Raw genomic sequence first — 8,340 nt, forward strand, 5'->3', positions numbered from 1 at the left:
GTATACCGTGTATGGATTACATATCAATATCACTAAACTGAATGTATTACATGCCCTATTTCAGCTTATTTTTCACGAATTGCGTTTAGGAAAGCAGATTTAAAACGGATTTATTGACGTGCCAATCTGCCTGTTGCTGGAACAAAGCCTTCACTATTTGTACGCCACGGATTGATATCTAATCCCCCACGACGGGTATAACGAGCGTAGACTGAGAGCTTTTCTGGTGCACATAATTGTTGTAAATCGCTGAAGATACGCTCGACACATTGTTCGTGAAACTCATTGTGATGCCGGAATGATATCAAGTAACGTAACAATGCTTCCCGATTGATTTTTAACCCTTTGTAGTGAATCTGGACAGATCCCCAGTCAGGTTGATGAGTGATCAAGCAATTAGATTTCAGCAGATGGCTAACTAAAACTTCTTCCACTTGTGGGCCTTGTGCTGCATCTTGCAGATAATGACGGTTGAAATTATATTCAGTTACTTCAATATCTTGATCATCAATACATTCACCGGTAAAAGCGGCGATTGGTTGGTTATTGAAATGATCTAAATGATGAAGTGTCACTTCTACCTCACCTTCAGCACAAGCAGCCAGATCGCGCTGTAGTGTTTCTTCAACGGCCTGCCAATTTTCAAAACGAGTCTGGTTAAAGCTGTTCAGATAGAGCTTAAAACTTTTAGATTCAATCAGGTTTTTACTTTCTGCATTTAAACTAACGTGCCCGACAGCAACTTGTGGCAAACCGCGGCTATTCAGCCATGACAGTTCATACAGTGTCCAGATATCAGCGCCATGAAATGGCAAATTATCAGGGAAAATTTCCAGCGGTTCACGGTTCATATTGCGGGGTACAGCTTGCAATAAGCTGGCATCATATTGGTCACGATATAAAGTGGTTTTACCCAGAGTAAGTTGCTCAAGAGCTTGGTGATCCCGATATAACGACATGTTATTCCTCAAAATCTGATAATAGTGGTTGCTTAAGTTTAGCAAGTTAACGCGTTTGTCTGAATTTTATTTGTTCGCTCATTTTACTATCTTTGGTTTACTATGAAATTGCCAAGTACACCTTAACATAAGTACACCCTAACAGTTACCGGTTGAAAATAATATGATTTCTAATGTTACAGAAGCGTTGTCTAATTTTACCCGTTGTTATGTTGATTTGTGGCAGAAGGAAACCGGAGCCCCTCCTGCAAGCCGTGAACTTTATGGTGTACCATCACCTTGTATTACCCAAACTGGTGACAACGAAGTTTATTGGTTTCCTCAGCCTTTTCCTTTAGAGGATAAGCTGAATAGCGTCGAAGTTGCACTGGATATACAATTGCAGCCAGCAATTCATGATTTTTATACATCACAATTGGCCGGTGATATGACGGTAACGTTTGAAGGTCAACGGCTTAGTTTGATTCAGGTTTGGAGTGAGGATGACTTTATCCGTTTACAGGAAAACTTGATAGGGCATTTGGTGACACAGAAACGGCTGAAACTGTCGCCAACGGCGTTTATTGCGACGATGGAATCAGATGATATGGGTATCATTTCTCTGTGTAATTTGACCGGTGAAGTGATCTTGGAACAGTTTGGCAGTCATAAACGAAAGCGCTTATTTACCGACTTAATTAGCTTTCTTGGCGCAATTGAACCTGTCTCTATGCGTTAGACCCCGATTTTTAACGCTGCCTTTGTGAGATATCTCTTACACTTCATGTAAGAGATATCATAGTTTACTTTTGTGAGTTTCACATTAGTTTATTATTTTCATTTTATTTCAATAGCCTATAAATAATCACAGATTTTATTCTCTGCCCTGACTTACTGGTTCCATTATGTGTAGCTTGTTTCATCGAAAGAATTAATTCATTCTGTCCTCAGCAGGAAAGGAATCATTGCGCACAATTTCTCAAGGACAGATGAGTGATGATGGTCAGGATGACACAATGCATAACAGGATGATATGCAACAAATAAAATGATGGGTAAGGGATAACCAACTAGGGACAATTTGTCAAGGAGTGAGCAGGGAGCGTGTTATTAGCGGGACTGCTATAGAATTTAACTTAAGGGGAGCGCTTGTGCGCTCCCTTCTCTTATTTGGTGGAGCAAGCAAATTTTCAGCTAAAGGGTATCGATGGTATTCTTGCTAACTTGGTTGTTTTGAATAAAAACTGAGTCAGGCTGAAAATATGAGTACTGCAAAACAAATTCTGTATAAATTACAGTTAATTGAAGAAGCCATGAGGGAAATTGACTTGTGGCAGAGTCATCCGCCTAAACCGGAAGCTTTCGAAAGTGTTGAGCCGTTTTCCATTGATAGGATGTTAGCTGAAGAGTGGTTGCAGTGGGTATTAATTCCGAGAATGTATGCATTGTTGGAGCAGGGATTGGCGTTGCCTACGGCATTTGCTATCGCGCCTTATTTTGAGGAGTCTTATAAAGAAGATACTACCGGGCGTTACCAGCAACTGTTTAAACATCTTCGTGCGTTGGATCGCTTATTTATGCAGGATAACGTCTGATATGTTGGAAGTGTTATATCAGGATGATCATATTGTGGCAGTTAACAAGCCAGCGGGGTGGTTAGTTCATCGTAGCTGGTTGGCGCGTCACGAAACTGTCTTTGTTATGCAGACATTGCGTGATCAGATTGGTCAGCATGTTTTCCCTGTACACCGTCTGGATAGACCGACGTCAGGCGTATTGCTGATGGCGCTTTCCAGCGATGTTGCCCGTCAGCTCTCTCAACAGTTTGAACATCATCAGTTACAAAAAACTTATCACGCCGTCGTGCGCGGTTATGTGTTGGAATCAGCTATTATTGATTACGCTCTGGTTGAGGAGCTGGATAAAATCGCGGATAAATTTGCCGAGGGTGATAAAGAGGCTCAGCCCTGCGTGACTTATTACCGACCACTGGCAACGGTGGAGTGTCCGGTAGAAATAGGTCGTTATCCTACATCACGTTTTAGTTTGTTGGAATTGACACCGAAAACAGGCCGAAAACATCAATTAAGACGCCATATGGCACATATTCGTCACCCAATTATTGGTGATACAGCACATGGCGATTTACGGCAAAACAGAGGGGTTACCGCGCATTATCAAACCAGTCGGTTGATGCTTCATGCCAGTTGTCTTGAGTTGGATCACCCTGTTACGGGGGATAAATTATCGCTTACGGCAAAATGGGATGCATCATGGCAGCATTTAATACAACAATTTGGCTGGCAAGGTATTATCTCCGATTTGGAATATGATAGTAATTAGCGAAAGCTGTCGTCGACTCTCGCCACCCCGCCAGTACTACAAGCAAAGCAAGCTCTCTACGACAGTAACCCAGTCTTGCTTTGTAGGTATGTTGCTGGCGTAGTAGATGGAATGTTTCACCCTGACAAAACCCGAATTACTTATTGCAAAGCGCAAAGACGGGAAACAAAAGGACGGGTATGAACACACCCGTTTCGACTTCCTTGGATATACCTTTTCAGTCGAGGCTTAGTAAAGCTACAAGAGAAACGATCTGCTCAAAGTATTATTGCGTTGAGTTAGGCGTAAATTTAAGAACCAGTCTGGTGATACTGCTGAAATTCTGGCTTGTATATGATCTGACTTTGAATATGTTTCGTGCGGAAACAATAAAAAAACCAGTATTCGTGGCAAACGAAAACAGGCCAACATGAATAGAGCCTATATGGATAAAGTACTGATAGTTGGTTTTAATACGATGAGTAATAAACAAACACTCAGTTTCTACCTTGTTTAGATTAAAAGTTTCCTAGTGTAATATTACGTTAGTATTTAAATAAAAAATGCATGATTTTTTGAAAAAATGGATTTAAATATTATTTTCGTAAATATTTTGTTCGATTTGAAAAAAGATGTTTTTTCTACAATGATAATGTAAATTTTTGAAATTTATGAATAAAATGAAATTTTGGAAATAATAAAAATGTAAATAAATGTAAATGAAATTTTGTTTTAAACTAAAAAAATATAAATTCCCTGAACCAAATTGGTCTTTATTATATTAACTATATTAGAGTAGGAAGATGACATATATTAAGGAAATTAAACCTGATCAAAATGAAAGTAAAGTGATTAAAGATTTAATAGATCATATTGTTTTTGATGAGAAATTAGATAATCAATATGACTTTCTAGAAAGAGCCTCAATTTTCGCACAAGAGTTGCCTCGTAGTATTAGAGAAGAGTTTTATCATTTTAAGAGGCATGAGAAATATGCTGCTATTCATGTTAAAGATAACCCTGTTTTACTTAATGGTGTTCAACCAACTCCGAGAAAATTAATAGAATTAGAAGATGGATATAAAATTAATGATGCAAAAATATTATTAGGTATATATGGATCTTTATTGGGAGAAGGAATGGGATTTACTTCCCAACGAAATGGTAGTATATACAATAATATTATCCCTTTCGAAGAATTACAAAATGTCCCTAATTCAAGCAGTGGTTCAAATAAAGATTTTGGGTTTCATGTAGAAGATGCCTTTCATCCAGCAAGAGCTGAATTCTTGGGACTTGTCTGTATGCGAAATGAAGAAAGAGCACCAACAACAATTTCTTGTATTGACGGTATTGAACTTACTGACAAGGAAAAAGAACTGCTTTTTCAGGACAGGTTTTATATTTCTCATAATCCAATTCATTCAACTTCAAATATTGTTGATGAAGAAGGTCAAGCAATATTATTTGGTGCAAAAGAAGAGCCTTATGTAAGAATTAATGCTGCTGCTTTGAACCTAGATAACAATTCGTTAGATGAAATAAAAGCAGTCAATAAGGTAATTGATTTTTTTAATAAAAATAAGGAATCAATTGTTTTAAATACTTCAGATTGCATATTTGTTGATAACTTTAGATGTGTACACGCCAGGGATGCATATGAACCTTTCTTTGGAGAAAAAGCACGTTGGTTAGCAAGAGTTGTCTTTACAACTGATTTAAAGAAATCTCGAGGAATGCGAGGATCTGTTCAAAGTCGAGCTATCATTGCGTAAGAGGTTTTTATGTTAGTTGAAGATACGATTATTTTAGAAAAAAAAATATAAAATTTTACAATTCTAATGGTGATTCTGTAGAAAAAATAAATACTGATACCCCTAGAATATTGATTTTTGATTCGGGAGTTGGTGGTTTATCAGTATCTAAATATGTAGAGAATTTTTTTTTAGGTACTGACGTCGTTTATATTGCTGATAATAAGTTCTATCCTTATGGAAATAAGGATAGAAATTTACTACTAGAAAGAATAGAAGATCTGTTAGAGCAAGCAGTACAAGTATTTAAGCCAATTGGTTTAATTATTGCCTGTAATACAGCATCAACTTTATTGAGTAACAATTTTATAGAAAAACTAAAATTGCCTTGTATTAAAGTGCTCCCTCCTATTTTAGAAGCTTTTCAGATCTCTTCAAAAAAAAATGTTCTTCTGATTGCTACACCTAATACAATTAACAGTGAATATGTTAATAATATATGTGAAAAGTTAATTGATGATAAGTTCATCTTTAAAAAGTTAGGTTTAACAGAGCTGGTTAACTTTTCAGAGATGAAATCAAGAGGAATACTATTAAAAACCAATGACATAGAAAGTTTAATACTAAAATCAATGACAAAAGAAGAGATTGATAATGTAGATGTAGTGATTTTAGGATGTACTCACTTTCCTAATATTAAAGATGAATTAAAGTATATTTTTAAAAATGTTAAGGAATGGGTGGATCCTGCCTATGATGCCGTTAACTCCCTTTATCAAGCGATTAACCAAATTAACTCTCAAAAGGGAATTCAGAAATTTTTATTCTTAACAGAACAAAGTAAGGCCGATAACTTTACTTATCCATATTCTTATAGTGGTTTTTTATAAAGATCTTCTAGGATAATTAATTCGTGATAAATCAAAATATTGAAAATTATAAATGGATAGTGTTATTTATAGCTACGATAACGCAGGCATGTGCGTGTTTTTTTGTTCAAGGGATAGGTTCTATCGCTCCACTATTGCAACAACAGATGTCGTTATCTGCATTCCAAATTGGGTTACTAGTATCGTCTGCTCAACTTGCACCATTAGTTGGTTTACTAATAGCTGGAGAATTACTTGATAGGTTTAATGAAAAGTACGTGGTAAGTATAGGTGTTTTTTTAGTTGGAATGACTCTATGTTTTACCCTATTTTTTGATAACTATTATGCGATTCTCATACTCTTATTTATTCTTGGGATTGGGTATAGCTCTGCGCAACCAGGTGGGGCCAAGTCTGTTTCTAATTGGTTTTCAAAAAGTCAGTTAGGTTTTGCTATGGGGATTAGACAAGCAGGATTACCTCTAGGAGGGGCTTTAGCAAGTTTAATCTTACCATTTTTGGCAATACGTTTTAATTGGCATTTCGCTTTCTTTGCCAGTGGATGCATTGCTATTTTTGGGGCTACACTTTTTTTTATATTTTATAAAGATAAAGATCCTAGAGCAAAGCAAATACGGCACATTAATATTATATCGACTATCCGAAATAAAATGTTAATGGTTAAAGAACCTGCTATGTTTAATATTATGTTGTCTGGGGCTTGTTTAACAGCCATTCAATATAGTGTGGTTATTTATCTAATTTCTTATTTTTATGAAGAGCTAAAAATTTCTCCATCTATAGGTGCAACTTTATTATTCTCAGCTCTTGTCTCTGGGGTTGTAGGAAGAATAGCCTTAGCTGCCTGGAGTGACAGAACAAAAACAAATAGATATTTTCAAGTATTATGTTGCTTATTTTTCTCTTTAATTGGAATCACTATTTTATTTTTTATTAAAACTGATAGTTATTATTTTTTATTCCCATTAATGATCTTACTTGGTTTCTTTGGAGTAGGTTGGTATGGCCCTTGGATAGCTTATATAGCAGACACAGCCCCTAAGGATAGGATGGGATTTGCTTTAGGTTTGGCTATGACTGCTAATCAAGTATCTGTGATTGTTATTGCGCCATTAGTAGGGATATTAAGAGATATTACAGGTAGTTATAACTTAAGTTGGATATTACTGATACTTTTTACTTTCTTTGCTTTACTAAGTACTTACTTTAGAAATAAAAAGGTATTAGCAAGCTAATGTAGGGTATGATTATTGTACCTTTACTGCTTATCATCAATGGTTGTATAAAAAGCACTTTAGGGTGCTTTTTATCCTTCATAATTACCAAACTAATCATTTGTAATAGCGTATCTTTCAATTGTGTGGTATCTATATCATCCTCATCACTTGGCATAAAATAAATATTTTCTGTAAGTATATACCCAATGGATTTCAAGATGGATCGCGACGGCAAGGGAGCGAATCCCCGGGAGCATAGATAACGATGTGACCGGGGTGAGTGAGTGCAGCCAACAAAGAGGCAACTTGAAAGATGACGGGTATATAAGTATTTGAATTTTTTAGATGATATAATTGAAGAATATGAATGTTTCTTCTATTGAGAAAAGGAAATTTGGCTGTATTATTAGTCAGTGCGGTTGATTTTTGTTCGTGTGAAATGCCCGTCATTATTATGTTTCTTCATTGCGCAATAAATTTTTTAATATAATAATTACGCTGGCTTTATTGCTTTTTAGAGTCAACGGCAAAGCGAAAAATAGGCGAGATAATTATTGAAGAAATTAGTAATATTGTAAATCCAGCAATGATTTCTTCAACGCCAACATCTAAATAAATAGTATAAAAAAGAATGATCATAGTAATAAAGACATAAATCCCTGATTGCATACCCAAAGTATAAAGAGAGTTTTTTGAATATAATCCCAAATAAGAGAAAAAAATAGGTTGCATAATGCTATTAGCTAAAAATACCATAATTGTGAATAGCAAATAGAGTATGCCAGAATTTGTTATAATGCTAAGTAAGCAGAATCCGAGAGAGAATAATTGCATGATATTACCTATCATGATTATTTTGGTTAAAAGTGCAGATTTAATGATTTTCATGATCCCAATTGCACAGGGGAACCATATAATCAGTAATATGATATACATTTGAATTATATCAATATGTTCAAAATATTTTGTTCGCATTGCTGGCATAATCATTAAGGATAGGAAAAAGCAAACATTGATGATAACTAAACTGGAAAAGGCAAAGAAAACAACTAATTTATTGGTTGTTTCTACAGGATATTTAATATTGTGTTTTTGTTTTTTTAAGTTATTGCTTTTTAAATTGTTATTTTTTAAATTATGGCTTTTAAAGTCAGTGAAATAAATAATTGAAGCAATAGAGTAAATAAAAGCAGAAAAAAAGTCTGCTGATGTACGGGAAT

General features: G+C 35.4%; 9 protein-coding genes. 6 read left to right on the plus strand and 3 right to left on the minus strand.

What is annotated here, in order from left to right; all coding sequences use genetic code 11:
- Positions 1 to 110: 110 nt before the first annotated feature.
- Complete coding sequence (gene queF, locus LG003_RS18570; RefSeq protein ID WP_112876504.1) at positions 111 to 959, minus strand: NADPH-dependent 7-cyano-7-deazaguanine reductase QueF; 849 nt, start codon at positions 957 to 959, stop codon at positions 111 to 113.
- Between the two features lie 163 nt (positions 960 to 1,122).
- On the opposite strand from queF, the gene syd reads away from it, so the two are divergent.
- The 6 genes from syd (at position 1,123) to LG003_RS18600 (ending at position 7,138) form a co-directional block, all read left to right on the plus strand.
- Positions 1,123 to 1,677 carry a SecY-interacting protein gene (gene syd, locus LG003_RS18575; RefSeq protein WP_262981354.1) on the plus strand — a complete coding sequence of 185 codons (555 nt, stop codon included), beginning with the start codon at positions 1,123 to 1,125 and terminating at the stop codon, positions 1,675 to 1,677.
- A 522-nt stretch (positions 1,678 to 2,199) separates the two neighbouring features.
- Positions 2,200 to 2,532 (plus strand): YqcC family protein, encoded by a 333-nt coding sequence (locus LG003_RS18580; protein ID WP_112876506.1) that lies wholly within the window; start codon positions 2,200 to 2,202, stop codon positions 2,530 to 2,532.
- A 1-nt stretch (position 2,533) separates the two neighbouring features.
- Positions 2,534 to 3,280, plus strand: a complete 747-nt coding sequence (truC, locus tag LG003_RS18585; protein ID WP_112876507.1) for a tRNA pseudouridine(65) synthase TruC — start codon at positions 2,534 to 2,536, stop codon at positions 3,278 to 3,280.
- A gap of 782 nt (positions 3,281 to 4,062) precedes the next feature.
- Positions 4,063 to 5,034 (plus strand): TauD/TfdA family dioxygenase, encoded by a 972-nt coding sequence (locus tag LG003_RS18590; protein WP_262981355.1) that lies wholly within the window; start codon positions 4,063 to 4,065, stop codon positions 5,032 to 5,034.
- A gap of 110 nt (positions 5,035 to 5,144) precedes the next feature.
- Positions 5,145 to 5,903 carry a glutamate racemase gene (gene murI / locus LG003_RS18595; RefSeq protein ID WP_262981356.1) on the plus strand — a complete coding sequence of 253 codons (759 nt, stop codon included), beginning with the start codon at positions 5,145 to 5,147 and terminating at the stop codon, positions 5,901 to 5,903.
- 23 nt (positions 5,904 to 5,926) lie between these two features.
- The gene (locus tag LG003_RS18600) at positions 5,927 to 7,138 is read left to right on the plus strand and encodes an MFS transporter (RefSeq protein ID WP_262981357.1); all 1,212 of its coding nucleotides are present in this window, start codon (positions 5,927 to 5,929) and stop codon (positions 7,136 to 7,138) included.
- 195 nt (positions 7,139 to 7,333) lie between these two features.
- On the opposite strand, the gene LG003_RS18605 is transcribed toward LG003_RS18600, so the two are convergent.
- On the minus strand, positions 7,334 to 7,570 hold the full coding sequence (locus LG003_RS18605; RefSeq protein WP_112879136.1) for a hypothetical protein: 237 nt from the start codon (positions 7,568 to 7,570) through the stop codon (positions 7,334 to 7,336).
- Positions 7,571 to 7,624: 54 nt separating this feature from the next.
- Positions 7,625 to 8,340 (minus strand): hypothetical protein (locus LG003_RS18610; RefSeq protein ID WP_262981358.1); only part of this gene is annotated, 716 nt, incomplete at its 5' end.

Origin of the sequence: Photorhabdus kleinii, from assembly GCF_025384885.1 — a bacterium.
Lineage (GTDB): Bacteria > Pseudomonadota > Gammaproteobacteria > Enterobacterales > Enterobacteriaceae > Photorhabdus > Photorhabdus kayaii.